At 61.5% G+C, this 26,920-nt stretch carries 23 protein-coding genes and 1 pseudogene; 7 read left to right on the top strand and 17 right to left on the bottom strand.

What is annotated here, in order from left to right; genetic code table 11:
• Positions 1-135 precede the first annotated feature (135 nt).
• Positions 136-1,386 (top strand): aspartate aminotransferase family protein, encoded by a 1,251-nt coding sequence (locus C8K66_RS08035; protein ID WP_108524570.1) that lies wholly within the window; start codon positions 136-138, stop codon positions 1,384-1,386.
• On the opposite strand, the gene C8K66_RS08040 is transcribed toward C8K66_RS08035, so the two are convergent.
• Entirely contained in the window at positions 1,383-3,407 is a 2,025-nt protein-coding gene (locus C8K66_RS08040) for a c-type cytochrome (RefSeq protein WP_108524572.1), read from the bottom strand. The genes C8K66_RS08035 and C8K66_RS08040 overlap by 4 nt on opposite strands.
• A 229-nt stretch (positions 3,408-3,636) precedes the next feature.
• On the opposite strand from C8K66_RS08040, the gene C8K66_RS08045 reads away from it, so the two are divergent.
• From C8K66_RS08045 to C8K66_RS08055, 3 genes are all read left to right on the top strand, one after another.
• The gene (locus C8K66_RS08045; protein WP_227778728.1) at positions 3,637-3,870 is read left to right on the top strand and encodes a type II toxin-antitoxin system Phd/YefM family antitoxin; all 234 of its coding nucleotides are present in this window, start codon (positions 3,637-3,639) and stop codon (positions 3,868-3,870) included.
• Positions 3,837-3,914, top strand: coding sequence for a type II toxin-antitoxin system YoeB family toxin (locus C8K66_RS31210; RefSeq protein ID WP_141123716.1), 78 nt, complete (start codon positions 3,837-3,839; stop codon positions 3,912-3,914). Before C8K66_RS08045 ends, C8K66_RS31210 begins: the two co-directional genes overlap by 34 nt.
• A gap of 292 nt (positions 3,915-4,206) precedes the next feature.
• On the top strand, positions 4,207-4,923 hold the full coding sequence (locus tag C8K66_RS08055) for a hypothetical protein (RefSeq protein WP_057005274.1): 717 nt from the start codon (positions 4,207-4,209) through the stop codon (positions 4,921-4,923).
• Positions 4,924-4,982: 59 nt separating this feature from the next.
• Here C8K66_RS08055 and C8K66_RS08060 read toward each other — a convergent pair whose 3' ends face one another.
• From C8K66_RS08060 to cyoA, 6 genes are all read right to left on the bottom strand, one after another.
• Positions 4,983-6,077, bottom strand: a complete 1,095-nt coding sequence (locus C8K66_RS08060; protein ID WP_108524574.1) for a pyridoxal phosphate-dependent aminotransferase — start codon at positions 6,075-6,077, stop codon at positions 4,983-4,985.
• Positions 6,078-6,225: 148 nt separating this feature from the next.
• Complete coding sequence (gene cyoE, locus C8K66_RS08065; protein ID WP_017846726.1) at positions 6,226-7,113, bottom strand: heme o synthase; 888 nt, start codon at positions 7,111-7,113, stop codon at positions 6,226-6,228.
• A gap of 11 nt (positions 7,114-7,124) precedes the next feature.
• The gene (gene cyoD, locus C8K66_RS08070) at positions 7,125-7,460 is read right to left on the bottom strand and encodes a cytochrome o ubiquinol oxidase subunit IV (RefSeq protein WP_017846725.1); all 336 of its coding nucleotides are present in this window, start codon (positions 7,458-7,460) and stop codon (positions 7,125-7,127) included.
• Positions 7,460-8,086, bottom strand: a complete 627-nt coding sequence (locus tag C8K66_RS08075) for a cytochrome o ubiquinol oxidase subunit III (RefSeq protein ID WP_017846724.1) — start codon at positions 8,084-8,086, stop codon at positions 7,460-7,462. Before C8K66_RS08075 ends, cyoD begins: the two co-directional genes overlap by 1 nt.
• 3 nt (positions 8,087-8,089) lie before the next feature.
• Positions 8,090-10,108 carry a cytochrome o ubiquinol oxidase subunit I gene (gene cyoB, locus C8K66_RS08080; RefSeq protein WP_046382107.1) on the bottom strand — a complete coding sequence of 673 codons (2,019 nt, stop codon included), beginning with the start codon at positions 10,106-10,108 and terminating at the stop codon, positions 8,090-8,092.
• A 3-nt stretch (positions 10,109-10,111) separates the two neighbouring features.
• Positions 10,112-11,053, bottom strand: coding sequence for a ubiquinol oxidase subunit II (gene cyoA, locus C8K66_RS08085; protein WP_026139992.1), 942 nt, complete (start codon positions 11,051-11,053; stop codon positions 10,112-10,114).
• Positions 11,054-11,080: 27 nt separating this feature from the next.
• Between cyoA and C8K66_RS31590 the strand changes: the two are divergent.
• A pseudogene (locus C8K66_RS31590) lies at positions 11,081-11,370 on the top strand (hypothetical protein).
• A gap of 473 nt (positions 11,371-11,843) precedes the next feature.
• On the opposite strand, the gene C8K66_RS08095 reads toward C8K66_RS31590, so the two are convergent.
• The 3 genes from C8K66_RS08095 to hmpA all read right to left on the bottom strand — a co-directional run bounded on the left by C8K66_RS08095 (position 11,844) and on the right by hmpA (position 13,949).
• Positions 11,844-12,350 (bottom strand): disulfide bond formation protein B, encoded by a 507-nt coding sequence (locus C8K66_RS08095; protein WP_017846721.1) that lies wholly within the window; start codon positions 12,348-12,350, stop codon positions 11,844-11,846.
• A 73-nt stretch (positions 12,351-12,423) separates the two neighbouring features.
• A complete protein-coding gene (locus C8K66_RS30870; RefSeq protein ID WP_158276046.1) occupies positions 12,424-12,726 on the bottom strand; it encodes a hypothetical protein in 303 nt (100 codons plus the stop codon).
• Between the two features lie 8 nt (positions 12,727-12,734).
• Positions 12,735-13,949: an NO-inducible flavohemoprotein gene (gene hmpA, locus C8K66_RS08105; RefSeq protein WP_108524578.1), complete on the bottom strand. Its 1,215-nt coding sequence runs from the start codon at positions 13,947-13,949 to the stop codon at positions 12,735-12,737.
• A 146-nt stretch (positions 13,950-14,095) separates the two neighbouring features.
• Between hmpA and norR the strand changes: the two genes are divergently transcribed.
• The gene (norR, locus tag C8K66_RS08110) at positions 14,096-15,640 is read left to right on the top strand and encodes a nitric oxide reductase transcriptional regulator NorR (RefSeq protein ID WP_057005278.1); all 1,545 of its coding nucleotides are present in this window, start codon (positions 14,096-14,098) and stop codon (positions 15,638-15,640) included.
• 207 nt (positions 15,641-15,847) lie between these two features.
• On the opposite strand, the gene C8K66_RS08115 is transcribed toward norR, so the two are convergent.
• Positions 15,848-16,759 (bottom strand): DMT family transporter, encoded by a 912-nt coding sequence (locus C8K66_RS08115; protein ID WP_057005279.1) that lies wholly within the window; start codon positions 16,757-16,759, stop codon positions 15,848-15,850.
• Between the two features lie 138 nt (positions 16,760-16,897).
• Here C8K66_RS08115 and C8K66_RS08120 point away from each other — a divergent pair, with 138 nt between their 5' ends.
• The gene (locus tag C8K66_RS08120) at positions 16,898-17,773 is read left to right on the top strand and encodes a helix-turn-helix domain-containing protein (protein WP_108524580.1); all 876 of its coding nucleotides are present in this window, start codon (positions 16,898-16,900) and stop codon (positions 17,771-17,773) included.
• Here C8K66_RS08120 and C8K66_RS08125 read toward each other — a convergent pair.
• The 6 genes from C8K66_RS08125 to C8K66_RS08150 form a co-directional block, all read right to left on the bottom strand.
• The gene (locus C8K66_RS08125; protein WP_108524582.1) at positions 17,770-20,277 is read right to left on the bottom strand and encodes a LuxR C-terminal-related transcriptional regulator; all 2,508 of its coding nucleotides are present in this window, start codon (positions 20,275-20,277) and stop codon (positions 17,770-17,772) included. The genes C8K66_RS08120 and C8K66_RS08125 overlap by 4 nt on opposite strands.
• A gap of 226 nt (positions 20,278-20,503) precedes the next feature.
• Positions 20,504-21,862, bottom strand: a complete 1,359-nt coding sequence (locus C8K66_RS08130) for a DUF1329 domain-containing protein (RefSeq protein WP_046382101.1) — start codon at positions 21,860-21,862, stop codon at positions 20,504-20,506.
• A 26-nt stretch (positions 21,863-21,888) separates the two neighbouring features.
• Positions 21,889-23,679: a DUF1302 domain-containing protein gene (locus C8K66_RS08135; protein WP_046382100.1), complete on the bottom strand. Its 1,791-nt coding sequence runs from the start codon at positions 23,677-23,679 to the stop codon at positions 21,889-21,891.
• A gap of 483 nt (positions 23,680-24,162) precedes the next feature.
• Entirely contained in the window at positions 24,163-25,074 is a 912-nt protein-coding gene (locus C8K66_RS08140) for an SDR family oxidoreductase (protein ID WP_108524584.1), read from the bottom strand.
• 118 nt (positions 25,075-25,192) lie between these two features.
• A complete protein-coding gene (locus C8K66_RS08145) occupies positions 25,193-26,095 on the bottom strand; it encodes an alpha/beta fold hydrolase (RefSeq protein ID WP_057005282.1) in 903 nt (300 codons plus the stop codon).
• Entirely contained in the window at positions 26,095-26,877 is a 783-nt protein-coding gene (locus C8K66_RS08150; protein ID WP_108524586.1) for a class II aldolase/adducin family protein, read from the bottom strand. Before C8K66_RS08150 ends, C8K66_RS08145 begins: the two co-directional genes overlap by 1 nt.
• Positions 26,878-26,920: the final 43 nt, after the last annotated feature.

Genomic DNA, 26,920 nt, shown 5'->3' on the forward strand with positions numbered 1-26,920 from the left:
GTTTGTGGCCCCGAACGGCTGCTTGGCAAGCGCTCCTTCCGATTTGGAATGACCCGGCGACTTTATTTCGTTTGCGGCCCGGCCCGGCTCACGGCTTAGATAAAAAGACGCCCGCCACTGCCGAGTCCGAGATTCATGAGCCGCGAAACCATCAGCCAGTCGATTTCCATCGTCCACCCCATCAGCCTCAGCCACGGCAAGAACGCCGAAGTCTGGGACACCGCGGGCAAGCGCTACATCGATTTTGTCGGCGGCATCGGCGTGCTCAACCTCGGGCACTGCCACCCGGCGGTGGTCGAGGCGATTCGCCAGCAGGCGACCCAACTGACCCACTACGCCTTCAACGCCGCTCCGCACAGGCCTTACATCGAGCTGATGGATCGTCTGAGCGCATTTATCCCGGTGGACTACCCGGTCAGCGGGATGCTCACCAACAGCGGTGCGGAAGCCGCGGAAAACGCCCTGAAGATCGTGCGCGGCGCCACCGGCCGCTCCGCGGTGATCGCCTTCGACGGCGCCTTCCACGGCCGCACCCTCGCCACCCTCAACCTGAATGGCAAGGTCGCGCCCTACAAGCAAAAAGTCGGTGTCCTGCCGGGCCCGGTGTATCACCTGCCCTACCCCAGCGCCGATAACGGCGTGACCTGCGCCGAAGCGCTGAAGGCTATGGACCGCTTGTTCAGCGTGGAAATCGACGTCAACGATGTAGCCTGCTTCATCATTGAGCCGGTGCAGGGTGAAGGCGGCTTCCTCGCGCTGGATATCGCGTTCGCCCAGGCCCTCCGCCGCTTCTGCGATGAGAAAAACATCCTGCTGATCGTCGATGAAATCCAGTCCGGTTTCGGCCGCACCGGGCAACGTTTTGCCTTCTCGCGCCTGGGCATAACGCCGGACTTGATCCTGCTCGGCAAAAGCATCGCCGGCGGTGTGCCGTTGGGTGCTGTGGTGGGGCGCAAGGCGTTACTCGACAACCTGCCCAAAGGCGGGCTGGGCGGCACATATTCGGGCAATCCCATCGCCTGCGCGGCGGCGTTGGCCACCCTGGAGGTGATGACGGATGCACAGTTGCAGGCCTGGGGCACGCGACAGGAAGAGGCCATCCTGCGCCGCTACGAAACCTGGCGCGCGCAACGCCTGTCGCCTTACCTGGGCCGACTGACCGGCGTCGGCGCCATGCGTGGCATCGAGTTGGCCCACGCCGACGGCACGCCCGCGCCCCAGCAACTGAGCCAGTTGCTGAGCCTGGCGCGGGACGCCGGCTTGCTGCTGATGCCCAGCGGCAAGTCGCGGCACATCGTCCGCTTACTGGCACCGCTGACCATTGAGCCGGCGGTGTTGGAGGAAGGCCTGGACATCCTCCAGGCGTGCCTCAAGCAACTGGACTAGTAACGCGCATCCACCGGCTTGCCGCCGTTGGGCCAGTCTTTGACCTTGTCCGGGAAGTCCGGGCGAGGTTGCCCCGAGAAATACGCTGCGACGTCCACCGCTTCCTGGTCGGACAAACCGCCCTGGCCCAACGGGAACTGCTCGTGGAAGCCGATCGGCATGTTGCGTTTGACGAACGCCGCCGCCGTGTAGGTGCGTGCCATGCCGGCGCCGATATTGAACGACTGATCGCCCCACAGCGGCGGGTACACCCGCTCGCCGTCGGCACGCGCCAGGCCCTCACCGTTGTCGCCATGGCACACCGCGCATTGCTTGGCGTAGACCGCCTTGCCATTGGCCAGGTCCGGTTTGATCGCCGGGTCGACCTTGCCTACACCGCGCCCGGCCACCTTGTCTTCGGGGCGGGTGTTGTTCTTCATCCAGTCGAAGTACGCGACCATCGCCTGCATATCCGCCGATTGCGGCGGCAACGGTTTGCCGTTCATCGAGCGCCGGAAGCAGCCGTTGATGCGTTCTTCCAGGCTCACCACCTTGCCCGCGCGCGGTGCATAGCTGGGGAAGAAGGCCGACACGCCGACGAAGGGCGAACCGTCCGCCACGGTGCCGGCGTTGAGGTGGCAACTGGTGCAATTGAGCGCGTTGCCGACGTTGTCGGGCAGCAATGCCTTGGTTTGCAGGTGCAGGCGCATGCCGCGCACCACCTGGTCGGCGTTCGGCGCCGCGAGCAGGTCGGCCAGGCGCGGGGTTTCGAAAGTGGAGGAGTCGGTCGTGGCCGGGTTGAGCTGATCGCGTAATGTCTTGACCTGCGCGGCGCTGATCGACGTGCCCTGGTTGCCCCAGCGCGTGCGAACGAAACTGAGGATTTCAGCGACCTCCTGGTCCGCCAGCCGGGCAAACCCGGGCATGGTGTAGACCCGTGGGTGAGTGGCCGTTTGTGCGGTCTCCCAACCGGTGAGGGTGATATGCAGCAGGGATGTCGGGTCGTTCGAGACGATGCTCGGGTTGCCGGCCAACGGCGGGAACAAGCCTTTCACCCCCGCGCCATCACTGCGGTGGCAGTCGCTGCAGAACTGCATATAACCCAGGCCGCCACGGCTGGTGAACAGGTCGGCGGGTGGCGCGGCCGGTGCGCGGGCCACCGACGGCATCGGCAGATCGTCCGGGCCGGGTGGCAGGGATTTCAGATAGCGGGCAATCGCGGTCAGGTCGTCGTCGCTGAAATGCTGGGTACTGTGGTGAATCACATCGGCCATGTTGCCGGCGACGGTGGCAAAACGGTTCTGTCCGGTCTTGAGCAGTTGCACGGTGTCTTCCACGGTCCACAGGTTGCGCAGGCTCAGGGCGCGCCAATGCTCGACGGTTTCGCCGGCCAGGTAATGCTGGCCGCCGCGCCCGTCATCGCTCATGGCCTTTTCCTGGAAGGCGATGCCCCGCGGGGTATGACAGGAGCCGCAGTGGCCCAGGCCCTGGACCAGATACGCGCCACGGTTGAGCTGCGCGTCACGGCCGGGGTCGGGCTGGAACGCTTGCTTGTCGAGAAAGGCGAAGTTCCACAAGGCCAGGCCCCAGCGCTGGTTGAACGGGAAGCCCATGTCCGCCTCGAGGTTGGCCTGCCGCACGGGTTCCACGCCTTGCATCAGGTAGGCGTACAAGGCGCGCATGTCCTCCTCGCTCATCTTGGCGTAGGACGGATACGGCATCGCCGGGTACAGGTTCATACCCGCAGGTGTGACACCTTCACGCATGACCCGGTCGAACTGTTCGAAGCTGTAGGCACCAATGCCGGTCTCGCGGTCCGGCGTGATGTTGCTCGAATAGATCGTGCCCATCGGCGTGCTCAGCTCCAGCCCGCCGGCCATCGCGTTGCCTGGCTTGGCGGTGTGGCAGGCAATGCAGTCGCCCAATTGCGCGACATATTTGCCGTGTTCGATCAGTGCGGTATCGGCGGAATTGGCGTGCAGGGGTAGCGTCAGACCAAACGTCGCTCCCAGCAAGGCCAGGCGTGACAGAGAAAGCGCCATTGCATTAGTCCTTTAATGACCTCGCGTGGGGAAGCCCCCTCGGCGCAGGTCCGTTGTCGTTTTTATGGGTTCATCAGACCTTTGTGTTGTAACGGGTTTAGCGCTGCGGGGTTTTGATGTGGGTCAGGCTCAAACCGTAAGGGTGCCACCCATTGACCGTTGATAAGGAAACCCTTGAACACATGTACGTATTTCTGGACGTTTCGTACCATCAAGCGAGGACATACCCATGGAAACAATCAACTACACCAATGCCCGTGCCCATCTCTCCGAGACAATGGATCGGGTCAATGACGATCACATCCCGTTGCTGCTCACCCGGCAAAAAGGTGAGCCCGTGGTGATGATCTCGCTATCGGAATTCAATGCCCTTGAAGAGACGGCCCCGAACCACTCAAATACAACCTCAGTGGCTTCTGGTCTCGGCGAATCACCGCCGAACATCGCTTGGTCTATGGCATAGAGGATGATGAGACTCAGGTCTTGATGTGTCGTTATCACTATTAACGGGGAATACCTGTTGAAGCCGACTGCCCTGGTCCGCGCCTGAAAACATCCGACGCTTTTCTGCAGGGAAGCACACTGGCGCTGGCACCATCGATACTGTCGAGCGGTGCCTGGGCGGGCGGCGCGGTCATCGGCAGCCTGTTGGGCATGCGGGTTGACCGTAGGTCTGTTTTGCGGGCGCTGGCCGCCTTGCGTCGCAATAAGGGCATTGTGCTGCCTTGACCTGCCCCCCCTCCCCGCCGAAAATGCCCGACGCTTTTTTGTCCCTGTTTACTGAAGTAGTGAAATTTCAATGCCCGATTCCTACACCGCTGAATCCGCCGAAGAATCCGTAGTCGCCTTGCAATCCAAAGCTGAATACGAAAACGCCATCAATCTTTCACAGCATGTGCCAGCGGCCAAGATCATCAGCGAGATGGTGCTGGACGCGTTCCACACCTCCAAGGAAAGCGACCAGATCCGCGAGTTGCGCGTGGCCATCCGCCAGGCCCACGATGCCTTCGACGACGACAAGGCCTACGACCTGATGGGCCAGCTCAAGCAGCTCAAGGACGCCGAAGCCGCCGACAACATCGCCCTGGAAGACCTGAGCAGCAAGTTCTCGATCAGCCGCATCCTGTCCAGCTTCAAGGACGACCCGGCGTTTCAGGAGCTGGTCTACGGCCTGGCCCTCAAGGTGTTGAACCAGTCCCACCAGGCCATCAGCAACCCGAGCGCCGGCAAGGGCAAGGCCGCGCGGCCGAAGAAAGAAGCCGAAGTGTTTGTGATCAGCAAGGATGGCATCAGCGTCACCCTGCCGCTGCGCACGCCGCGCTCGAAGCTCAATGTCGACCGTGAAGCGTTCGAGTTCCTGGGTTTCAGCTTCGTGGGTGAAGGCGATGACGCCGAGCTGGAAGTCGAGAGCTTTGTGGATAACGCCGGCGCCGAACAGCCGTTGAGCCGCAAGAGCGTGATCACGGCGTTGCAGCAGCAGACCGCGTTCGATGGGTACAGCATCGCGCAGCAGTAGTACCGCAGAACCCAATGTGGGAGGGGGATTGCTCCCTCCCACATTGGTTTTGTGTTGGGTTAAACGCTGCGCTGGACCTGCGCCGCAAACACCTCGCGAAACCGCTCCATCTCGTGCTTGTTCCCCACCGTCACCCGCACCCACTGCGGCCAACTCTTCCATACGCGGCCGATCATCACACCTTGCGCGGCCAGTTTCTCGATCACCTGCTCCGCCGGTTGCTTCACGTCGATCATGAAGCAGTTGCTCTGCGACAGCGTGCAGGTGAACCCACGGGCCTTGAGCCAGGCGACGGTCTCCTCGCGCAGTTGCGCGTTCAGGGCCTTGCGTTGCGGCAACAGGTTGACGTCTTCGAGGCTGGCCTGCGCGCCGAGCAAGCCGCTGCCGGCAGGGACGTTGTCGCCCCCGAACACCGCGAGGCGCGCCAGCAACGCCGGGGCGCCGATCGCCAGGCCCACGCGCGCGCCGGCCATGCCGTAGATTTTCGAGAAGGTGCGCAGCACCAGCAGGTCGTCGTGTTCCTTGACCCAACTGACACAGCTGGGGGCGTCGGCGAAGTCGATGTACGCCTCGTCCACCACCAGCACGCTGCCTTGGGGTTTGTTCGCCAGCGCGTGGCGGATGGCCTCGGTGGACGTCAGGGTACCGGTGGGGTTATTCGGGTTGCACAGGTAGAGCATGCCCGCCTGGGGATCGGCGGCGAGCATCGCGGGGATGTCGTGGGCGTGCTCGGCCGTGAGGCTCACTTCCTGCACCGGCGCCCCGCTCGCCTCGGCCGCCTGGCGCGGCACCTCGTAGGACGGCGTGGCCATCACCAGGCCGCGGCTTTCGCCGGTAAACGCCAACACCGCGTAGCGCAGCGCCGCCATGGAGCCGGAAAACACTGCCACCTGTGCTTCGGCAATCCCCTGCTGCCGGGCAAACAACGCGGCCAGAGCGTACATGTGGCCGTAGGGATAACGCCCGGCCGTGGCAATCGCGTCCTGCATCGCCTCGCGGGCGGCGCCCGAGGGGCCGTAGGGGCTTTCGTTATAGTTGAGCCGTACCTTCTCAGCCTTTGCCGGTGGTGGGCTGGCGACTGCCCAGTCCAGGCGCCCCAGCAAGGGCAAGGCCGCGCCCAAGGCGAGAAGGGACCGACGACTAACGCTGACCATGGTGACAACTCCTTGTACGCGGGTAATGGATTCGCACAGCTCGTACAGTGAGGTATGACGAGAAAGGCGCCGGCCGATTTAATCCCGCGCCCAAGAAAAAGCCCCGCACTTCTCACGAAGGCGGGGCTTGTTCACTGCTTGGAACCACTCAGGGCGCGTAGGTCAGCAACAGCTCTCTCGGCACCTGGAAATCCAGGGACATCATCACGCTGAGCGCGGTGATGGTGAAGATCGAGAACACGAACAGCTTGCGTGCCCAGACGGTGTCGTCCACCGCCTTGTAACCGGTCCAGGCCATGTACAACCAGTACATGCCCATGGCGGCGGCGACGGCAAGGTAGCTCATGCCGGCGTAGCCACTGAAGGTCAACATCAAGGTCGCCACGAGGAAGGCCAGGATGTACAGCAGGATGTGTTTCTTGGCCACCTGGATGCCGCGCTTGACCGGCAGAACCGGAATCGACGCAGCCAGGTAGTCGTTGAAACGGAAGATCGCGATGGCATAGGAATGCGGCATCTGCCACAGGCTGAACATCACCAGCAGCACCAGCGCGGCCATGTCGAAGCTATTGGTCACAGCCACATAACCAATCACCGGCGGCATCGCCCCCGACAGACTGCCCACCAGCGTGCCGTGAACCGACTTGCGCTTGAGGTACAGGCTGTAGAGGCCGACGTAGATGACAAAGCCGATCACGGCAAACAGCGCCGCCAACGGGTTGGCCACCTTGTACAACAACACCACGCCGGCAACACCCAGGACGGTCGCGAACAGCAGTGCCAGTTTCAGGGAGATAAGGCCCTGGACCAGCACGCGATTCTTGGTGCGTTCCATCTTGATATCGATGTCGCGGTCGATGCAGTTGTTGAACACACAACCGGAAGCTACCACCAGGGACGTGCCGATCATGGCGGCCAGGAAGATGGCCAGATCGACATGTCCCTTGGAGGCCAGGAAGAAGCCGCCTGCCACAGAAAGCACGTTACCGAAAATGATCCCCGGTTTGGTGATTTGGATAAAGTGCTTAAGCGACATCGGGTCTTACCTCACTTCGCCATCATGTAGGTGTGGATGCTGAACATGATCCACAGCGACAGACCAACCAGCAGAACGATCACCAGGCCTGCGAACACGAACGCAATCACGTTCTCGCGCTGGGCCTCGGAGCGGTCCAGGTGCAGGAAGTACACCAGGTGAACCAGGACCTGAATCACCGCGAACGCCAGGACGATCATCAAGGTGATCGACTTCGGCAAGGTTGGGTACATCACCAGGCCGAACGGGATCAGGGTCAGGATGACCGACAGGATGAAGCCGATAGCGTAAGTCTTTACGCTGCCGTGACTCGCATCATGGCTGTCATGGGAGTGTGCATTAGCCATTACAGGGTCCCCATCAAGTAGACGACGGTGAATACGCAGATCCAGACCACATCCAGGAAGTGCCAGAACAGGCTCAGGCAGTTCAGGCGAGTCTTGTTGGTGTTGGTCAGGCCGTGTTTATTGACCTGATACATCATCATCGCCATCCAGATCAGGCCAGATGTCACGTGCAGACCGTGGGTCCCCACCAGCGTGAAGAACGCCGACAGGAAGCCGCTGCGGCTAGGGCCGTAGCCTTCGGAGATCAGCAGGTGGAACTCGTTGATCTCCATGCCGATGAAGCCCAGGCCGAACAGGAAGGTCAGGCCCAACCAGGTCAGTACGCCCTGCTTGTTGCCCTTGTAGAAGGACAACATGGCGAAGCCGTAGGTGATCGAACTGAACAACAGCAAGGCGGTTTCGCCGAGCACGTAAGGCAGTTCGAAGATGTCGTGGCCCGCCGGGCCACCCGCTACGTTGTTTACCAGTACCGCGTACACCGCGAAGATCGACGCAAACAAGATGCAGTCGGTCATCAGGTAGAGCCAGAAACCGTAGACGGTTACCGGGCCCGAGTCGTGGTGATGGTCATCGTGCCCATGGTCATCGACATGGGCGTGTCCAGCATTGGTCACTAAGTTCGACATGGTTTAAGCCTGTTCCAACGAGGTTTCTACACGGTTGGCCGGGATCTTCTTCTCGGCCACCAGGCGAGCGTGCTGCTCGGCTTCGATGCGCTCGATCGTTTCGACCGGCACCATGTAGCCTTGATCATCACGTGCAGCGTGGACAATGAAGTAGCCGATGGTGCCCACCAGGCTCACGATTGCCAGCCACCAGATGTGCCAGATCATCGCGAAACCGAACACGGTCAACAGCGCACCCATCACCACGCCAGTGGCGGTGTTGTTTGGCATGTGGATCGGTTCGTAGTGCTTAGGCCGCTGGTACGCAGTACCGTCTTCCTTGGCTTCGGTGAACGCATCGATGGTGTTCGCGGTAGGAATCACGGCGAAGTTGTAGAACGGAGGTGGCGACGAAGTCGACCATTCCAGGGTGTGGCCGTTCCATGGGTCGCCCGATTCGCACATGTTCTGCTTGCGATCACGCACGCTGACATACAGCTGGATCAGTTGGCAGGCGATACCCACCGCGATCAGCACTGCACCGATCATGGCGACGTACAGGTACGGCACCCACTCAGGGTTGGTGGTGGCGTTCAGACGACGGGTCATGCCCATGAAGCCCAGTGCATAGAGCGGCATGAACGCGACGAAGAAGCCCGAGATCCAGAACCAGAATGCAGCCTTGCCCCAACCGTCGTGCAGCTTGAAGCCGAACGCTTTCGGGAAGAAGAAGCTGAAACCAGCGATGTAACCGAATACCGCACCGCCAATGATCACGTTGTGGAAGTGAGCGATCACGAACAAGCTGTTGTGCAGCACGAAGTCAGCACCCGGGATGGCCAGCAGTACGCCGGTCATACCGCCGATGGCGAAGGTCACCATGAAGCCCAGTGTCCACACGACCTGGCTGGTCATACGCAGACGGCCGTGGTAGATGGTGAACAGCCAGTTGAATAGCTTCACCCCCGTCGGGATCGAAATCAGCATCGTCGCCAGGCCGAAGAAGGCGTTGACGCTGGCCCCCGAACCCATGGTGAAGAAGTGGTGCAGCCACACCATGAAGCCCAGTACCGAGATCGCACCGGAGGCGTAGACCATCGAGTGGTGACCGAACAGGCGCTTGCCGGTAAAGGTCGAGATCACTTCGGAGAAGATACCGAACGCTGGCAGGATCAGGATGTACACCTCAGGGTGACCCCATGCCCAGAACAGGTTCACGTACATCATTGGATTGCCACCAAGTTCGTTGGTGAAAATGTGGAAATCCAGGTAACGGTCAAGCGACAGCAGTGCCAGCGTAGCGGTGAGGATCGGGAACGAAGCCACGATCAGCACGTTGGCCCAGGTGCAGGTCCAGGTGAAGATCGGCATGTCCATCATCTTCATGCCAGGGGCGCGCATTTTCAGCACGGTGGCCAGGAAGTTGACCCCCGTCAGCGTCGTCCCGAGCCCTGATAACTGTAGCGCCCAGATGTAGTAGTCCACACCCACGCCCGGACTGTATTTCAGGCCCGACAATGGCGGATACGCAACCCAACCGGTCTTGGCGAATTCGCCGACGCCCAGGGACACGTTGATCAGCACCACGCCAGACACCAGCAGCCAGAAGCTCAGGGAGTTCAGGAACGGGTAGGCAACGTCGCGGGCACCGATCTGCAGCGGCACTGCAAGGTTCATCAGGCCGGTGAAGAAAGGCATCGCCATAAAGATGATCATGATCACACCGTGAGCGGTGAAGATCTGGTCATAGTGTTCAGGCGGCAGGTAGCCTGGCGCGCCCTCAGTGGCCATGGCCAACTGGGTACGCATCATGATGGCGTCGGCAAAACCACGCAGCAGCATGACCATGGCAACGACGATGTACATCACACCGATTTTCTTGTGGTCGACCGAAGTCAGCCACTCAGTCCACAAGTAGGTCCACTTCTTGAAGTAAGTGATACCCCCAACCAGTGCCAGACCACCCAGCGCGATCATGGCGATGGTAATCATCACAATCGGCTCGTGGAACGGGACCGCATCCCAACTTAATTTACCAAACATCGTTTACTCCTCTGCCCCAGCAGTTGAATGCGAGCCCGTGTCAGAACCTTCAACCGCAGCCACTTCTTTCTTCTCGTGCTTGACCGGCTTGCCTGGTTTCATGCCTTCGTACTTGTCGACGACTTTCTGAAACAGGTCAGGCGTGTAAGTGGAGTACAGCGCGACTGGGTTGTTCTGGCTTGGTTTGGCAAGGGCTTCGTATTCAGCTTGATCAAGCTGTTTAGGTGCGGCCTTGACTTCGGCTACCCAGGCGTCGAATTCTTCCTGGCTCGTCGAGATCGCTTTGAATTTCATGCCGGTGAAACCTGCGCCGCTATAGTTGGCGGAGATGCCGTCCATTTCAGCTTTCTGGTTGGCGATCAGGTGCAGCTTGGTCTGCATGCCGGCCATCGCGTAGATCTGGCCACCCAGGCCTGGGATGAAGAACGAGTTCATCACAGTGTCGGAGGTGATCTTGAAGTTAACCGGGGTATGTTCCGGGAACACGATCTTGTTGACGGTGGCGATACCCAGGTCCGGGTAGATGAACAGCCACTTCCAGTCCAGCGCGACCACTTCGATATTGATCGGCTTGACCTCGGAGTCCAGCGGACGGTACGGGTCCAGCGCGTGGGTGGACTTGTAGGTCACATAACCCAGGGCAATGATGATGAGGATCGGAACCAGCCACACCGCGATTTCAATCTTGGTGGAGTGCGACCACTTCGGCGCGTAAGTCGCCTTGGTGTTCGACGCGCGGTATTTCCAGGCGAAGGCGAAGGTCATGATGATCACAGGGACCACGACCAGCAACATCAGCAGGGTGGCAGTGATGATCAGGTTGCGTTCATCCAGACCGACCTGTCCTTTTGGGTCGAGCAAGGACCACTTGCAGCCTCCCAGCATTAACATCATGCCAAGCAGCGGCAAAAAGCCTAGTAATCGGGGGTACCTGTTTTTACTCATCTCACGACCTCTAAAGCAGCTTGCGCAATGCAGTTGGGTTTTGATCGCCAACACTTCACCCTGCCAAGGGTTGGCATTTCTCTTCGATTGAATAAGAGCCTGCCCGTGCGCCCTAATTGGACGGTTCGCGGACCTGCGGTGAGTTCTTATTCGATTTCGTGGTTAAAGGCCTTGTTACAGACCAATTCCATTTGGTGCGGATAGTTGAAAGGCTGCCGGAACCTGGGGTCGCACAGAGCCATCCATCTGCCCCTCGACCGCTCCAATGCTCAAATATTGAACAGCACCGGACATTCAGTGCGGGCGATTGTAGTTAGCTAGCGATGTATAAACCATGTCTTATAAAGAAATAATTTTTATCGATTCCAGCAATAATCCTTCACCTATTTTGCAAAGGTTCGCGATCTTATCGCGTTGGATTCTCAACAAAAACCACAAAAAATGCCGTGTTATAGGGCAAACTGCCACACCCCTTACCCGCCGTAAGGGCCTGAAAAAGCGCTCCAAGCCCCCATAAAACAGGGCACTCGCTGACCACCGAAAGCCGCGAACGGCGCGCTATTCGCGGTGTTGCTCAAACGATGAACTGACAGCACACATTAACGGCCATGGGCAAATTCACGCGGCGTTGCGAGGGCTCGGAAACGCCCTGCGACAGCGCCTGTGTGACAACATGTCGCACACTGCGCGCCGTCAAAATTGTCCCGCGTCACTGTCCCTTCAAAAATCCCTACAAACAAAAACGCCCCGGTTTTCCTTTAAGAAAGGCCGGGGCGTTTCAATGAATGGCTCAGGCTTTGCGTTGGCGATTGCGATAGATACCCAGGGGCACCAGGATCACCGTCAGCACGAACGCCACCAGCGCCCATTGCGCCAGCGACAGGCCGAGCACCGGCGGGTACGGCGTGCTGCAGAAGCCGTCGACCTGGAAGACCAGCGGAAACACCTTGGCCAGGGGCAGGCCGTCAACGATCGGTTGCAGCACATCCACGCCGCAACTGACCTCAGGGAAGAACTGGGTGTACACATGGTGACCGGCAGCCGCCACACCGCCCAAGGCACTGAGCACCACCAACCCTTCAAACAGCGTGATCGCCCCTTTGTTGCGCATAGCCGCACCAATAAACGCAAAAACGGCAATCAACAGCAAGGCATAGCGCTGCAGGATACACAGCGGGCACGGCGCTTCGCCCAACACCACCTGCATGTACAGCGCACCGCCGATCAGCGCCAGGCAGATGATGCCCAGCAACACCAGAAAGCGCCGCTCCCTGCCTAAACGCAATTCGTCACTCATCTCCGTATCCCTTTGTTTGGTTGTGCCTGTGGCGGCAAGTTTACACACAGAGAGTGGTTTAAACAGAAGGGGGTTAACGGCGGATTAATACGCCACTTGTAGGAGCGAGCTTGCTCGCGAAGAACTTAAAGACGCTGCGGTCATCCAGGATGCAGGCGTTATCGTTGACGTTCTTCGCGAGCAAGCTCGCTCCTACAGGTGTATGGGTGTGTGGGGGGGCCGAAGAATTCGTAGCGGCTTTGTTTTTCGGGTACGCCCAAGGCCTTGAGGCGGCGTTTAATATGCCACTTGTAGGAGCGAGCTTGCTCGCGAAAAACTCAAAGACGCTGCGGTCATCCTGGATGCGGGCGTTATCGTTGACGTTCTTCGCGAGCAAGCTCGCTCCTACAGGTGTATGGGTGTGGGGGTGTGTGGGGGGTTATTCGAGGGCGGCGGGGGGCCGAAGAAGTCGTAGCGGCTTTGTTTTTCGGGTACGCCCAAGGCCTTGAGGTGGCGCTTGACTGCGGCCATGAAGCCTTTAGGGCCGAGGAAGTACGCATCCAGGTCGCGCTGCTCAGGCAACCACGCCGCCAGTTGTTCCTGGCTCAGCAGGCCCACGGTGTCGCCTGCCGGGCTCACGCCATCGTCCTCGTCATAGCAGTAGAAGCGCTTGAGCTGCGGATGCTTGGCCGCCAGGGCGTCGACCCATTCCCGAAACGCATGCACCCCGCCGTTACGCGCGCAGTGGATAAAATGCACCGGACGCTGGGTGGCCAGGGCCGCTTCGAGCATCGGCAGTGTTGGCGTGATGCCCACCCCGCCGCTGATCAGCACCAGCGGTTTATCGCTGGCGGCCAGGGTGAACTCGCCCGCTGGCGGGAACAGGTCGATCGTCGCGCCGACCTGCAATTGATCATGCAGGTAGTTGGACACCCGCCCACCGGCTTCACGCTTGACGCTGATGCGGTATTGGCCGGCATCGCTGAGGGCCGACAAGGAATAGTTGCGGCGCACTTCTTCGCCATCGAGCAGCAGCGTCATACCAATGTACTGACCGGGCTCGGCGGCGAGGATCGGGCCGTTGTCCAGCGGGGCGAAATAGAAGGACGTGATTTCGGCACTTTCCTCCATGCGCTTGACCAGCTTGAACGGCCGCGCACCTCGCCAGCCGCCCGGTGCCTGGGCTTTCTCATCATAGATCGCAGCTTCGGCGCCGATCAGGATGTCCGCCAACTGACCGTAGGCCGCGCCCCAGGCGCTCATCACCTCGGGAGTGGCAATCTCGCTGCCCAACACTTCGGAAATCGCACGCAGCAGGCAGGCTCCCACGATCGGGTAATGTTCCGGCAGGATCTGCAAGGCCACGTGTTTGTTGATGATCTTCGCCACCAGATCACCCAGTTGATCCAACTGGTCGATATGTCGTGCATACATCAACACACCATTGGCCAGGGCACGGGGCTGGTCGCCGCTGGCCTGGTGCGCCTGGTTGAACAGCGGGCGCACCTCCGGGTACTCGGAGAGCATCATGCGGTAGAAATGGGTGATCAGCGCTTCGCCGCCGCTTTCCAGCAGGGGCACGGTGGATTTGATGATGGCACGGTCTTGGGCACTAAGCATGGAGCCTCCTGGGCTTCTTTACTGATTGCCTTGGAGTACTCAGTATTCATGCCAACTAATAAATCGTTTAATTTCAATAAGTTAAATTACCAGTAGTCAGTATGACCTCCTACGTCTTATAGTCATAAGGACTACAAGGAGTCATTATGACTGCGCAATCGCTGCTCACCACCCTGCTCCCCCTGGTCGCCGACCTGTCCCGCGAACTGCCCGAAGGCGAGCGTTACCGCCGCCTGTTGCAAGCCATGCGCGCCCTGCTGCCGTGCGACGCCGCCGCGCTGTTGCGCCTGGACGGTGAGTCGCTGGTGCCGCTGGCAGTGGACGGCTTGAGCGCCGATACCCTGGGCCGACGCTTCAAGGTCAGCGAACACCCGCGTTTCGCCGTGCTGCTTGGCAGCCCCGGCCCGACGCGTTTCGACAGCGACAGTGAATTGCCCGACCCCTACGACGGCCTGGTGGACGGCCTGCACGGGCACCTCGAAATTCACGACTGCATGGGCTGCCCGCTGTATGTCGATGACAAACCATGGGGCCTGCTGACCCTGGACGCCCTCGACACCGAGCGCTTCGAACGGGTCGAGTTGGACGCCCTGCAAGCCTTCGCCAGCCTCGCCGCCGCCACGGTCAACGTCGCCGAACGCATTGAACACCTGGCATTGCGCGCCGAAGACGAACGCCAGCGTGCCGAGATCTACCGCCAGGCCAGCGGCCAGCAGCACAAAGAGATGATCGGCCAGAGCAAGCCCCACAAGCGCCTGGTCGAAGAGATCAACCTGGTGGGCGGCAGCGACCTCACCGTGTTGATCACCGGCGAAACCGGGGTCGGCAAGGAACTGGTAGCCCAGGCGATCCACGCCGCATCGTCCCGTGCGGACAAGCCGCTGATCAGCCTCAACTGCGCCGCCCTGCCGGAAACCCTGGTGGAAAGCGAGCTGTTCGGCCACGTGCGCGGTGCCTTCACCGGCGCGCTGAACGAGCGTCGGGGCAAATTCGAACTGGCCAACGGCGGCACGTTGTTTCTGGACGAAGTCGGCGAGCTGTCGTTGACGGTGCAGGCCAAGCTGCTGCGCGTCCTGCAAAGCGGCCAACTGCAGCGCCTGGGCTCGGACAAGGAACATCAAGTGGACGTGCGCCTGATCGCCGCCACCAACCGCGACCTGGCCGAAGAAGTGCGCAACGGCCGCTACCGTGCCGACTTCTACCACCGCCTCAGCGTCTACCCGCTGCAAGTGCCGGCACTGCGCGAACGCGGGCGCGATGTGTTGCTGCTGGCCGGGTTCTTTCTCGAACAGAACCGTTCGCGCATGGGCCTGGGCAGCCTGCGCCTGACCAGCGACGCCCAAGCCGCGTTGCTGGCCTACAACTGGCCGGGCAATGTGCGCGAGCTGGAACATTTGATCGGACGCAGCGCACTGAAAGCCCTGGGAAACTGTCGCGAACGTCCGAAGATTCTCAGCCTGAGCGCCCAAGACCTGGACCTGCCCGACGTCAGCGCAGCGCCGATCGCCCCCCCACCCGAAGTCACCGCCATCGCCGGCGGCGACCTGCGCCAGGCCACCGAACACTACCAGCGCCAAGTCATCAACGCCTGCCTGGAACGCCACCAACACAACTGGGCCAGCACCGCCCGCGAACTAGGCCTGGACCGCGCCAACCTAGGCCGCATGGCCAAACGCCTAGGCCTCAAATAACCCAGATCCCCCAACCAAACCCAATAAATACTGAAATACTGAAATGCTGAAATGCTGAAAATGTGGGAGGGGGCTTGCCCCCGATAGCGGTGGGCCAGTCACTTATTTGTAGCTGACCCACTGCTATCGGGGGCAAGCCCCCTCCCACCTAAAGCAACACCCTCCCACCTAAAGCAATCCCCTCCCACCTTAACCCCCCTTCCCACCTCAGACTTGCTTCGCCCTGAACACCGCCTCCCCCGCCTGAACCACCCTAACCCTACGAAACACCAACACATTCCCCACCATCACCAACACCAACCCCACCAACGCCGGCGCAGTCCACTGATACCCCTCGGCAAACGCCGACACATTCAGCGCCACCACCGGAAACAACACCGTGCAATACGCCGCCCGCTCAGGCCCCATACGCCCGACCAGCGTCAGATACGCCGTAAACCCAATCACCGACCCCGGAATCACCAAATACCCCAACGCCCCGACATACCGCGCACTCCAGTCCATCTCGAACGGAATACCGCGCACCACGCAATAGGTCGCCAACATCACCGCACCATATGCCATGCCCCAGGCATTGGTAGTCAACGGCCGCAACCCCGCCTTCTGCTGCAGGCTCGAAAGCATATTGCCAGCCGAAAAACACATCGTCCCCAACAGCGCCAAACCCAGCCCGAGCAAGGTCTGCGGGCTCGCGGTGTGCCCCGCCAGCTCCGGCCAGAACAACAGGCCCAAGCCCAGCAAGCCAAGGCCGCCGCCCATCAACACATTGCGCGCGACCCGCTGGCCAAAAAACACCCGCGCATTCAGGGCATTCCACAGCGTCGCCGTAGAAAACACCACCGCCACCAGCCCGCTGGGAATCCACTGGCTGGCCGTGAGAAAACACATGAAGTTCACACAGAACAGGCACAACCCCTGGGCCAGGCAGATCAGATGCCCGCGCCGGTTCATCACCTGCAACTTGCGGCTGAGCAGCAACAGCACAAACAACACCAACGCCGCCAGGGCGAAGCGATAGACAATCGACACGGGAATCGCCACCACACCCAGTTGCCACTTGAGGGCGATCCAGGTGGTGCCCCAGATCAGCACGGTGAGTAAATACAGGAAAAGGTTCATAACAGGCTCCGCTGGTTGAGCCACAGTGTCGCCTTCAAGCCCTGGCCGGCGCTTGCAGATTCTTGCGCTTTTGTCGCACGGCAGGCTCACAGCGCCAGCGGCTCGGAGTAGGATGCAAGGCGTCGGAGAGTACACACCATGTCAACGCTGGAATCCCTGCAAGTCTTTCAAGCCCTCAACCGCTCGCCCCACGCTCGCCTCGAAGCCTGCGCCGAGCTCGGTGACGGCTTGTCTGCGGCGTTGTGGAGCAACCACCACGATTCCCAGGACTACCAGGCGCCCGGCCATCACACCTTGTCCTGCTACATCGGCGGCGGCACCGGCACGTTTCGTCGCGACCAGCCGGGCACCAAGGGCGGGCCCGACAAGTTGTGCATCCTGCCGGCCGAGCATCAGTCGGCCTGGGTGATCAACGGCGACATCCGCCTGGCCCACGTGTATTTCAGCCAGGCGCAATTCGCCCTGGGCTGCATCACCCTGCTCGACCGCGAACCGCGCGCGCTGCAACTGCAGGAAAGCACCTTCCTCGAAGACCCCAGCCAGGCGCAACGCTTTCACCAGTTGATCGCCCTCAACTGGCACGAGCCCGCCGAACGCCTGCTGACCAGCAGCCTGGCCCATGAAATGCTCAGCCACACCTTGCTCAGCCAAGTCGGCGCGCGCGACGGGCTGCGTTTGAAAGGCGGGCTGGCGGCGCATCAGCGGCGGTTGTTGGTGGACTACATCGACCAGCACCTGGACGACCCCATCAGCCTCGGGCAATTGGCCGGGATGTGTGCGCTGTCGGAATACCATTTTGCGCGGATGTTCCGCCAAAGCTTCGGCCTGCCGCCCCATCAATACCTGCTGGCCCGGCGCCTGGCCCGCGCGCAGAACCTGCTGCGCAGCGGCAGCCTGCCCGTGGGTGACATCGCGTTGATGTGCGGCTTCTCCAGCGCCAGCCACTTCACCCATCGCTTTCGCCAGGCCATGGGCGCGACGCCCGGCGAATACCGTCAGGCGTTCTGCGCTTAAACCATCAAGCCCAACGTCTTGGCCTTGGCCACCGCCTGGGTGCGTCGCTCCACGCCGAGCTTGCTGTGGATGCGCCGCGCGTGGGTCTTGACGGTGTGCAGCGAGATAAACAAGCGGCCGGCGATTTCCAGGTTGGAGTTGCCCAGGGCGATCAGTTGCAGCACCTCCAGCTCGCGTTGGCTCAGCGGGTTATCCGCCGTGCCGGTCGGCGAGGCCTGCGGTTCCAGGCCCAGCTCACTCAACAGCCCGGGCGAGCGTAAACGCAGCTCGCGGATCGCTTGCTGCACCTGGCAACGCCCTGCCAGTTCCAGGCCGTGTTGCAGTGAACGACGCGCCATCGCCGGTTCGCCCAGTTGCCAGGCCACCTCCCCAAGCACCAGGTGCAATTCGGCCTCCAGGCACAGCATGCCGCGTTGGCGGGAAGCGTCCAGCAACGCGTTGAGCCGCGCCAGCGGTTGATCGGCGACGCCCAGTTTGACCTCGGCCAACACCAGCAGGTATTCAAGACGCGGGATTAATTCCAGCGTGGCCGGCGGCGCCTGCTTGGCGTCGGGCCCTCGGAAATGGCGGAGCACCCGGCGCAGCGCTGCCACCGTCAATTCGGCGCGACCCTGTTGCAACCAGAAGTGCCCGCTGACCAGCAGCAACACCGCGCGGTACACCGTGTCCGGCACCTGGCGCTGCTGCATCAGGCGCTCGGCCTCGCGCAACTGGATAAAGGCCTGGGCGTAATCACCGTGATTGGCCGCCAACAACGCAAGGCCTAGATAGCCATACAACACGCGCTTGTCCTGGCTGTGCAGGCACATGCTCAAGCCCGTCTCGAAGCACTCGGCAGCCAACGCGTCCTGCCCCTGGCGCAGGGCCAGATGCCCACGCCGCAAGGCGATACGTCCGACCAGCGGCCCAGCCTTCAGCCGCTGCTTGAGCAACATCGCCTGCACCTGCTCCAACAGGTTTTGCGCGCGGTACGGCGCGCCGCGCTGTTCGAGCAATTGCGCGTGATCCAGCTCCAGCAGGGCTTCGAGCAACAGCGAACCATGGGCCCGCGCCAGGCACAGCGCTTCGCGGTTCAGGGTCTGGGCCGCCTCCAGCTCACCGCGCAGCAAGGCTTGCTGGGTCAGCCCCGACAAGCACATCAGACGTGATGTCCACGCACTGTCGGGCAACGCCTGCAAGGCCTCGAGGAAATGCTCGCGAGAACGTTGCGCATCACCCGCCAGATGCAGCAACCACCCCCACTGCGCCTGCCAGCGCGCCAACAACAGGCGTTGCTGCGGCGCCGACGGTTGCGGGGCGAAACGCGCCAGTTGGCCGATGCACAACGCGGCCTGCTCGAAGCGCCCGGCGAACAGCAACGCGGCCGTGACCAGCCCCACCAACTGCGCGGAACACAGCATCAGTTCGTCACCGTGTTGTTCATGCAGGCGCAACAACAGCACGGCATTCTGCTGGCGGAACAGGTCTTCGAAGCTGAAGTGCTGCAACAGGCTGACGGCCACTTCGTATTCTTCGGCCAGCAGCGCCTGCTCGAACGCGGCTTGCCAGTCGCCCTCGGCACTGAACCATTGGCAGGCCCGTCGGTGCCAGGAGCGTTTGGCCGGCCAGGGTTCATCCCGTATCAACTGCGCAAGCGGCGCGAAGACTTGCAGCCAGTCGGCGGCATCGTCCCAGGGCTGGATAAATGCGCCGAGCGCCTGCAAGTCCCGCAGGTACTGAGCGCCATCGCCAAAGCCGAACAGGTGCTCGCACAAGCCCGCATTGAAACGCGGCAAATGCGCCAGCACCCGCCAGGCTTCCTCCAGTTCCGCCGGCAAGGTGCTGAACAGCTCGTGTTGCAGGTAGTCGAGCAAGGTCTTGTCGGGATGGCCGTCGCCGAGCAAGGCGATGCGAACCCCGGCGCACCAACCGGCGCTGAACCGCATCACGCGCTCGACGCTGTGACCCGGCGCCTCGCCGAGCAGGGCCTGGACTTCCTCGGCGCTGAAGATCAACTCGGCCGCACTGCATTCCAGCAGCTCATCGTCGAGCAGCAGCCGCGGCCAGTTGCACCCAGGGCGCCGCCGCGCACCCAGCCACCAGGTCAGCGCCGGGTGGCTGGCGCTGAGCAGGCGGTCGAGCAAGGCATCCAGCTCGGGCGCGGGCAGCCGGCTGAAATCATCGAGAAACAGCCACGCCGACGTCTGCCAGCGGCTGAGATCCTGCAACAGCGTGGCTTCATCGGTAAACGCCAGGCCCAGGTTGTGCGCCAGGCGCCGGCACAAATCCAGCGGGCTTAGCGGCACGCCATTGAGCGGTAGCCAGTACACCTGACAACCCGCCGGCGCCTGCAAGGCGCACTCGGCGAGCAACGCGCTCTTGCCACTGCCGCCCGGGGCACAGAGCAACTTGACCCGCGCCTGCGCCGCCAACAACGGCTCGGCCAGGCGCGGGCGCAACAGATGATGGGCGGACAGCCGTGGCATGAATCCAGGACGGTCCAGGCAGCGTGTCATGGCGGTCATTGCTGCATCCTGCGTTTTTATTGTTATGCAACCTGACACCTACCCTAGCCCCGTGCTCGGCGAATATTGAAGAAGTATTCAACGCAGTGATTAATAGCCATGCACAAAACCCAATGTGGGAGGGGGCTTGCCCCCGATGGCGGTGGATCAGTCAGCTCTCTGTAGCTGATCCACCGCTATCGGGGGCAAGCCCCCTCCCACATTAAGATTGCATTTCAAACAGGCATCAACGCACGCCCGAAGCCCTCAACGCCGCCGGCGTGTAGTCCGCCGCCTTGGCCGCAAACCCGAACACAAAACTGCTCTTCTCCTCATTCTTCATGCCCAGGGCGATGTAGCGTCCGGCGATGAGGTCGTACAGGGTTTCCACGGTGTAGGCCGGCACCTGATGGTCGTAGTAGAACTGTGCATGACCTTCGGCGACACGCCACAGTTGGCCGCGGCCGTCATAGTGATCCACCAACGCGACCTGCCAGCTGTCTTCGTCGATGTACATGTGGCGCTTGGCATAGATGTGCCGTTCGCTCGGCTTGACGGTGCCGACCACTTCCCACACGCGGTGCAGCTCATAGCGGGTCAGGTCCTGGTTGATATGCCCGGCCTTGATGATGTCGTCGTACTTGAGGTTCGGCGAATCGAGCTTGTAGCTGTTGTAGGGGATGTACATCTCTTTCTTGCCCACCAGCTTCCAGTCATAACGATCGGGGGCGCCGGAGAACATGTCGAAGTTATCCGTGGTGCGCAGGCCGTCGGACGCGGTGCCCGGGCCGTCGTAGGACACTTGCGGCGCCCGGCGCACACGGCGCTGGCCAGCGTTGTAGATCCAGGCCAGGCGCGGTTCCTTGACCTGGTCGAGGGTCTCGTGGACCAGCAGCACGTTGCCCGCCAGCCGCGCCGGGGCCGTTACCGATTGCTTGAAGAAACTCAGCACGTTGGCGGCCTTGGCGGCGTCGATATCCGGGATCGCCTGCGGCACCGCGACTTCTTCTTCAAAGCGGATCGGCGTGTAGCTGCCGTTCGTCTGCGGGGTGGCCTGGGTGATGATGCGCCGCAGGTTGCCGCCGTGGTAACGGGTGATGTGGTTCCACAGCACCTCCACGCCATTCTTGGGGATCGGGAACGCGTAGTAGCGGTTGCCGGTGAAGTTCTCCAGGCCGTTGCCGTCGTTGATCGCATGCACGTTCAGCGCGCTGCGCTTGATCGACTCGTAGATATCCGGCGGCAGGTTGACCGTGCGGTGGCTCGGGTACACCGGGATCTTGTAGGTCTCGGGGTAACGCTTGAACATCGCCACCTGGCCGTCGGAGAGTTTGTCCTTGTATTTGTCGACGGTCGCGGCGGTGATCACGAACAGCGGTTTTTCATTGGCGAACGGGTCGGCGAGGAAGCCCTTGCTGTCCACCGCACCGGCATTTTTTGGAATGCCGCCGGTCCAGGCCGGGATCGAGCCATCGGCGTTGCCGGCCTTTTCGGCGCCGACGGGAGTCAGGCTGGTGCCGAGTTTGGCGGCTTCTTCGGGCGACACGGCCGCCATGACGTTGGCGGCCAACACACTCAGGGCCATCACAGCAATTAACTTACGCATAGAGTCTTGTCCTTCTTTAAGCCAAATCAGAAGTTCACGCCGAAGCTGAGGGCGAGGAAGTCGCGGTCGGTCAGGGTGTTGTAGTCGCCACCAAAAAAGTCGGTGTAACTCAGGCTGGCGGTGTAGGTGTTGCGGTAGTCCGCATCGACGCCGACGCTGATCGCCTTGGCGCCCTGGTTGAACAGGCCGTTGGGGCCGTAGCCGTTGACGTCGTGGGACCAGGACAGGTTGGGCTTGAGGTTCACCCCGGCAAACACGTTGTTGTAGTCGAGGATGGCGCGGGCACGATAACCCCAGGAATTGGCCGTGACGAAACCGTCGGTGTCGCCACCGTAACCATAGGCGCCGTATACCGAGTCGCGGCCGTAGCGCAGTTTGCTTTTCGCTTCCAGCCCGCCGACGTGGACGAAGGCGGCCTCTCCCACCAGGGTCAGGCGTTCGGCCCCCAGTACTTGGTCGAAGAACTGAGTCATGGTGCTCTGGATCTGGGTGATTTCCTTGCGCCGGTAACCGGCATTGTCGGCGCCGAACGAGCTGTGGATCGGCGAGGCGGTGTTGCCGGCAATCGGGTTGATCAGGGCCAGGGTCAGGTCGGTGGTGTTGAGTTGCACCGGCGCATTCGGGCGGTAGCTGATTTCCCCGGTCCAGGCCGTGCCGGTGGGCAGGGTGGTGGAGAAGCTGGCGCCGTACAGGCGAATGTCTTCCGGGTAATCGAGATAGTACTGGCCACGGCCGAGCATGGTGCTCTGGGCCAGGGCCGAGCCGGTGCCTGGCGCAATGGCGTTGGCGGTGTTGACGATGCGCCCGATGGTGGCCAGGTTGGTGTTGGCGGTGAGGGTGCCGACGGTCGGCGTGCGGCTGTGGTAGTTCATGAAGTACAGGCCGTACTCGGTGTCGTCGCCCAGCCAGCGCAAGGCCGCACCGAATTGGCCGCCATCGCGGGCATCACGGTCCTTGGCGCGCTGCACCACGACGCCTTCACGCGTGACCTCAAAGCCCTGGCCGAACGCTGCGGCCACCGGTTGCAACGGCGCAATCGCCGGGCTGCCGACCGTGTAGTTACCGTTGCAACCGTGGGCCGCCACGTCGCCACCAAAGAACGTGCCGCAGTTATCCAGCACGGTGTTTTCCCAGTTCAACTGGTAGAAGCCTTCTACCGTCAGTTGGTTGGTCAGGCTTTGGGAGGCGAACAGCATATTGACCGGTATCAGCCCTTCCTTGATCTCGGCGCCGGGGCGGCGGAAGGCCGATACGTCGATGGGGTTGATGCTGTTGATGGAGTTACCGATAAACGTACTCTCGCCCCAACTCACCACCTGCTTGCCGACGCGCACGTTGCCCGGCAGGTCGGCGATGGAATAGTTGTGATAGACGAACGCATCCAGCAGCTCGTAACCGGAGGAGCGCGCACCTTCGTCGCGATGGTGATTGCTGATCTGCTTGAACTCGCGGTCTTCGTCCTGCAGTTCGAAGTCGTACCAGTACTTGCCGCGCACGAACACGCCGCTGTCGCCGTACTTGAGTTCCAGGTCGTGGATGCCTTTGAAGATCTTGGAGAAGGTCTCACCCTTCTTGAAGTTCAGTCGCCCGTCATCCCCGGTGGAAGCCTGCCCCGTGCCGCCATTGGACACGCCCACCAGTTTCTTGTCGGCATCGCGCATGCCCCAGCTGGCGCCGACCGACAGCGAGGAATCGAATTGCCCTTCGATCTCGCCGATGTTGAACGAAACAGCCTGTGCCTGGGCACAGCATCCCAACGCAACCGCGGCGGCCAGCGCCTGCGGCGTGAAGATGGCGCGCATTGTTGTTTTTGTCATGCGTCTTCCCCGGTGAGTGACAGAAGGCCCCACCCTACTGCCGCCCTTCGGGAGCGATAAGCGCACCAAGGAGGTATTCGTGTTGTCGCCCGAAAGGATTAACGCCGCTCTGGCGCGGCTCTGCGCGGGGGCATGCGCCCCATGGATGGCGGGTTATCAGGCCGGTGGATGGCGCCAGGGGGTGACTGTTGTCATATCCGTAACAGTCCTTGTCCTGAAGCGCTATTACTCATTTTGTTACAACCCTCTATTCTTGCCTGGCTTTCAGGGCAAACGGCCCGCTCCCACCTTCGGGAGAACAGCTGAAATTCGACGGATTGGCTACTGTATTCAATCTGTTACCGGTGTTCACTGACGTTGAGTCTGTCGCTCCTTGATCCAACGTCTTACTTCGGCCGCTGCTTTGCAGCGGCCTTTTTTATGCCTGAAAAAAAGCGGGGCGCCGTCAGCGCCCCGCAGTATTGAAGGTGTATCCGGCAATGATCAGAGGCTGAACTTCTGCAAATTGACCATCATCTCCTTCAAAGCCTCGATAGTGTCCTTGGGATGCACCGCGCCTTCGAAGTCACAGATCTGTTGCCAGTGCGCGGCCACGTCGTCCGGCGAGAACCCGGCTTCCGGGTCGAAGCCCACACCCAGGCTGCGTTCCCAGCGGGTCTTGCCGATCCAGCCGCCGCCCACTTCGAACAAGCCTGAGGTTTCCTGGCACGCCTCGCTACCCAGGTACACCACCAGCGGGCTGACCAGTTCCGGCTTGAGGCGCTCGAACACCTGCGGCGGGATCAGGCCTTCGGTCATGCGCGTGCCGCCGGTGGGGGCGATGGCGTTGACCAGGATGTTGTTCTTGCGCCCTTCCAGCGCCAGGGTGCGGGTCAAGCCATACAGGCCGAGCTTGGCCATGCCGTAGTTGGACTGCCCGAAATTGCCGTAGATGCCCGACGTGGACGCAGTAAAAATCACCCGCCCATAGCTTTGTTCACGCAGATGAGGCCAGGCGGCGCGGGTGACTTTGTAGGCACCTTCGACATGCACCCGGTAAACCAAGTCCCAGTCGCTGTCGTCCATTTTGTGGAAGGTCTTGTCGCGCAGGATACCGGCGTTGTTCACCACCACGTCGATACGGCCGAACGCATCCAGGGCGTTCTGTACGATTTTCTCGCCGTCGGTGACGGAATCATGGTTGGCTTCGGCGATACCGCCGGCTTCGCGGATTTGTGCGACCACACGGTCGGCCGCCGACGCATTGGCGCCCTCGCCCTGGGTGGAACCGCCGAGATCGTTGACCAGCACTTTGGCCCCGTGCCTGGCGAACAGCAGCGCATGGGCCCGGCCCAACCCGCCGCCGGCACCGGTGACGATCACGACCTTATCCTGGAACTGCACTGACTCACTCATACCGAACTCCAATGGCGACGATGGGAATGGCTCGAGTGTCAGGCACGGCGCCTGCGGTCACAATAAATACGGCCACGGCTGAATGGTGCGCGATAAGGCAGCAGGATGATCGCCTGTTTCAGGAATAGGCCATGCGCGGCGGCGCGTGCGCGATCTGCTGTCGAAACTCCAGGTAATGCTTGAGCACCTGCACCGGCGCTTCGATCTGCGGGTAGTGGCCGATATTGGCCAGCAATACCGTGTCGGCGTGGGGCACCAACTGGCGGTAACGCTCGACCATGTGCGCGCCGGAAATCGGGTCGAACTCGCCGTCGATCACCCGCAGCGGCACGTCGCCACGTTGCAGGGCGCCCACCCAACGCTCACGCAGGCGACGGCGCTGGGGAATGTAGTTGATCAGTTTATGCAGGATGCGCGGCCCGTCATTGCAGTCGATCAAGCTCCAGAAATCATCGAGGGCGCTCTCACTGGGGCGGGTCTGCGCGCCGAAGATCTGGCTGAAGCTGTCGGACAAGGCATTGCGCCCAAACGTGCGACCGATCATCCAGCCCAAGGGGCTGAGCAGCAGTTTCTGCACCAGGGCCAGGCGATGGGTTTCGGGGAACAACCCGCCATTGAGGAACACGCAACTGGCCATCTGGAAGCGGCCTTCGTGATGCCGCGCCAATAACTCCTGGGCGACGCTGTCCCCGTAATCATGGGCCAGCACATGCACCGGTTGTCGCACATGCAGGTGGTCGAGCAGCGCCTGTTGCAGATCCGCCTGTTCCAACAGGCAATAGTCGTGATCCAGCGGCTTGGCCGAATCGCCAAACCCGAGCATGTCGCAGGCGATCACCAGGTTGCGCTGGGCCAGGGGCTGCCACAGGTAATGCCAGTCCCAACTGGCGGTCGGGAAGCCATGGATCAGCAGCAGCGGCTCACCCTGCCCGGCCACCCAATAGCGAATGGTGTGGCCACGAAAAACAAAACTCTGGCCGCACTTGCGCCAGGCTCTGAGCGGAATTTCGGCGAGAGGCATCAACTTTTATACCCTGGATCTTGCAGGTCCAATTTACGCAGCAGCGCCGGCCAGGCCAGCGCGCCCCCCATACCTTGGGCGCTCTTTGTGACAGCCGCCACCATCGCCCTGGCCCCAGCGAGAATCTGCGGGTCGATGGCGATCAATTCAGCCCCGCCGTTGCGCGCAAGCACTTGGATATCACAGGCGCGCTGAAAGGTGAACATCATCAAGAAAGTGTCGGCGATGGTCGCGCCGCAGGTCAGCAGGCCATGGTTGTGCAGCATCAGGAAATTGTTGTCGCCGAGGTCGGCCTGCAAACGGGCTTTTTCCTCGTGGTTCAGCGCCACGCCTTCGTATGCGTGATAGGCCAGGCTGGACAACACGAACAAGGACTGCTGGCTGATCGGCAGTATGCCCTGCTTCTGCGCAGACACCGCAACCCCCGCCGCCGTATGGGTATGCAGCACGCACTCCACGTCGTGGCGCACTTCGTGGATCGCGCTGTGGATGGTGTAGCCGGCCGGGTTGATGTCGTAGGGGCTGTCCATCCGTTTGTTGCCGGCCTGGTCGACCTTGATCAGGCTCGACGCCGTGATCTCGTGAAACATCATCCCATAGGGGTTGATCAGGAAATCATCGGTGCCCGGCACCTTGGCCGAGATATGCGTGAAAATCAGATCATCCCAGTCGTGCAGGGCGACCAGGCGATAGCACGCAGCCAGATCGACGCGCGTCTGCCATTCGGCGGCGCTGACCTGATCTTTGACACTCTGTGGCGATACAACGGGGGCTAGGCTCACGGCAACGACCTCCTTGACGCACTTTCTTATTATTTTTTAAGTG

It is taken from the genome of Pseudomonas sp. GV105 (assembly GCF_003058185.1).
GTDB lineage: Bacteria > Pseudomonadota > Gammaproteobacteria > Pseudomonadales > Pseudomonadaceae > Aquipseudomonas > Aquipseudomonas veronii.

What these genes read in the sequence shown, in the direction of transcription:
- C8K66_RS08040 (WP_108524572.1), bottom strand. Translation starts at nt 3,407, where the DNA reads ATGGCGCTTTCTCTGTCACGCCTGGCCTTGCTGGGAGCGACGTTTGGT.
- C8K66_RS08035 (WP_108524570.1), top strand. Translation starts at nt 136, where the DNA reads ATGAGCCGCGAAACCATCAGCCAGTCGATTTCCATCGTCCACCCCATC.
- C8K66_RS08075 (WP_017846724.1), bottom strand. Translation starts at nt 8,086, where the DNA reads ATGTCGAACTTAGTGACCAATGCTGGACACGCCCATGTCGATGACCAT.
- C8K66_RS08145 (WP_057005282.1), bottom strand. Translation starts at nt 26,095, where the DNA reads ATGCCTCTCGCCGAAATTCCGCTCAGAGCCTGGCGCAAGTGCGGCCAG.
- C8K66_RS08115 (WP_057005279.1), bottom strand. Translation starts at nt 16,759, where the DNA reads ATGAACCTTTTCCTGTATTTACTCACCGTGCTGATCTGGGGCACCACC.
- C8K66_RS08130 (WP_046382101.1), bottom strand. Translation starts at nt 21,862, where the DNA reads ATGCGTAAGTTAATTGCTGTGATGGCCCTGAGTGTGTTGGCCGCCAAC.
- cyoD (WP_017846725.1), bottom strand. Translation starts at nt 7,460, where the DNA reads ATGGCTAATGCACACTCCCATGACAGCCATGATGCGAGTCACGGCAGC.
- C8K66_RS08125 (WP_108524582.1), bottom strand. Translation starts at nt 20,277, where the DNA reads ATGACCGCCATGACACGCTGCCTGGACCGTCCTGGATTCATGCCACGG.
- C8K66_RS08045 (WP_227778728.1), top strand. Translation starts at nt 3,637, where the DNA reads ATGGAAACAATCAACTACACCAATGCCCGTGCCCATCTCTCCGAGACA.
- hmpA (WP_108524578.1), bottom strand. Translation starts at nt 13,949, where the DNA reads ATGCTTAGTGCCCAAGACCGTGCCATCATCAAATCCACCGTGCCCCTG.
- cyoE (WP_017846726.1), bottom strand. Translation starts at nt 7,113, where the DNA reads ATGTCGCTTAAGCACTTTATCCAAATCACCAAACCGGGGATCATTTTC.
- C8K66_RS08095 (WP_017846721.1), bottom strand. Translation starts at nt 12,350, where the DNA reads ATGAGTGACGAATTGCGTTTAGGCAGGGAGCGGCGCTTTCTGGTGTTG.
- C8K66_RS08135 (WP_046382100.1), bottom strand. Translation starts at nt 23,679, where the DNA reads ATGACAAAAACAACAATGCGCGCCATCTTCACGCCGCAGGCGCTGGCC.
- cyoB (WP_046382107.1), bottom strand. Translation starts at nt 10,108, where the DNA reads ATGTTTGGTAAATTAAGTTGGGATGCGGTCCCGTTCCACGAGCCGATT.
- cyoA (WP_026139992.1), bottom strand. Translation starts at nt 11,053, where the DNA reads ATGAGTAAAAACAGGTACCCCCGATTACTAGGCTTTTTGCCGCTGCTT.
- C8K66_RS08060 (WP_108524574.1), bottom strand. Translation starts at nt 6,077, where the DNA reads ATGGTCAGCGTTAGTCGTCGGTCCCTTCTCGCCTTGGGCGCGGCCTTG.
- C8K66_RS08140 (WP_108524584.1), bottom strand. Translation starts at nt 25,074, where the DNA reads ATGAGTGAGTCAGTGCAGTTCCAGGATAAGGTCGTGATCGTCACCGGT.
- C8K66_RS08120 (WP_108524580.1), top strand. Translation starts at nt 16,898, where the DNA reads ATGTCAACGCTGGAATCCCTGCAAGTCTTTCAAGCCCTCAACCGCTCG.
- C8K66_RS08055 (WP_057005274.1), top strand. Translation starts at nt 4,207, where the DNA reads ATGCCCGATTCCTACACCGCTGAATCCGCCGAAGAATCCGTAGTCGCC.
- norR (WP_057005278.1), top strand. Translation starts at nt 14,096, where the DNA reads ATGACTGCGCAATCGCTGCTCACCACCCTGCTCCCCCTGGTCGCCGAC.